Source organism: Acinetobacter sp. YH16044, assembly GCF_013417145.1.
Classification (GTDB): domain Bacteria; phylum Pseudomonadota; class Gammaproteobacteria; order Pseudomonadales; family Moraxellaceae; genus Acinetobacter; species Acinetobacter amyesii.
This window is the reverse complement of the sequence record NZ_VPEK01000170.1, coordinates 1-1,159: the sequence shown is the minus strand read 5'-3', so window position 1 is coordinate 1,159 and position 1,159 is coordinate 1. Positions and strand designations below refer to the sequence as shown.

At 33.6% G+C, this 1,159-nt stretch carries 1 protein-coding gene; it reads left to right on the top strand.

The features are described from left to right. The first annotated feature begins 84 nt into the window (after positions 1-84). Entirely contained in the window at positions 85-1,029 is a 945-nt protein-coding gene (locus FTV38_RS17800; protein WP_228724003.1) for an endonuclease/exonuclease/phosphatase family protein, read from the top strand. Positions 1,030-1,159 lie beyond the last annotated feature (130 nt).

Genomic DNA, 1,159 nt, shown 5'->3' with positions numbered 1-1,159 from the left:
ACTACAAAATCTTTTCAATTCAGCTCCCTCAATTGTGACATTAGAAAAAATGGGATTCTCAACTGACTGGGATCAATCAGATTTATGGAAATGCCATTAACTGACTCACATTTAGTTGTGAATAATTCTGATCTAAAAATAATTATATGGAATGCCCAAATAAGTTCAGCTAGGTCACCGGTAGATCAGCGAAATTGGAGAATTAGCAAGCGTTTTATTTCTAGTATGATTTTTCAAGGAATTGATTTCTTTGGAATAGTAGAAATAGACGAAAACTCAGTAGGATATTTGAATAGTATTTTCACTCGTTTTGATCTTCCATATAGAGTCGCAAATGGTACTCAAAAAAGAGGAAATACTAGATTTGATACCTGCATCATCTATCGTTCAGATAAATTTGCGCTAATCCTTACCCCTAATAACCAAGATTGTGAAAATACAGATTCAAGTTATAAAGGAGAGTTTTCTAAAAGTGGTCAAAAATATGACTTTTGGGATCTCAATAATCAAGAAATGTTAAGCTTCGTATTAGTGCATTGGCCCAGCATATTGACACCCGAAATTCATAAAGTAAGAGAGAAAGTTGCTCAAAACTTAAGGTTTCATCTCGATAACTGGCTATCCCAAAATAGTAATATTATTATTACTGGAGACTTTAATACTGAACCATATTGCACTAGCCTAACAGAAGATTTGTGCAGCTTTCGAGAGCCTAAATCTCCAAGTCGAAGCAAAAATGGATTTGAACTTCTTTATAATCCATCTTGGAATTTATTGAATGTTCCCCCTCCTTTAAGCATTCCATTACCATATCCAGCTCTCGGCACTTACTTTTACAAACAAAAAAACCATCAGCATTGGTTTAACTTCGATCAAGTTATGTTTGCTAAAAATTTAATAGAAGGGGAATCAGGATGGAAGTATGCTGAGAATTCACTAAAAATATTAAATCTTTTTGATCTTACAAACTCTAAAGAGCGTTGGTCTGATCACTTACCAATCCAATTTAACCTTACTTGGAGATCATAACTGATGAGCCATTTTAATTTTGAAGAAAGTATCTCTGTAGGTATTGAACGGGCAAACGTTGCTGAAGTTAATAAACAAGAGATTGCAGAAATCTTTGAGGATTTTTCTGAATCTTTTAAAAGAGCATCAA

What these genes read in the sequence shown, in the direction of transcription:
- FTV38_RS17800 (WP_228724003.1), top strand. Translation starts at nt 85, where the DNA reads ATGGAAATGCCATTAACTGACTCACATTTAGTTGTGAATAATTCTGAT.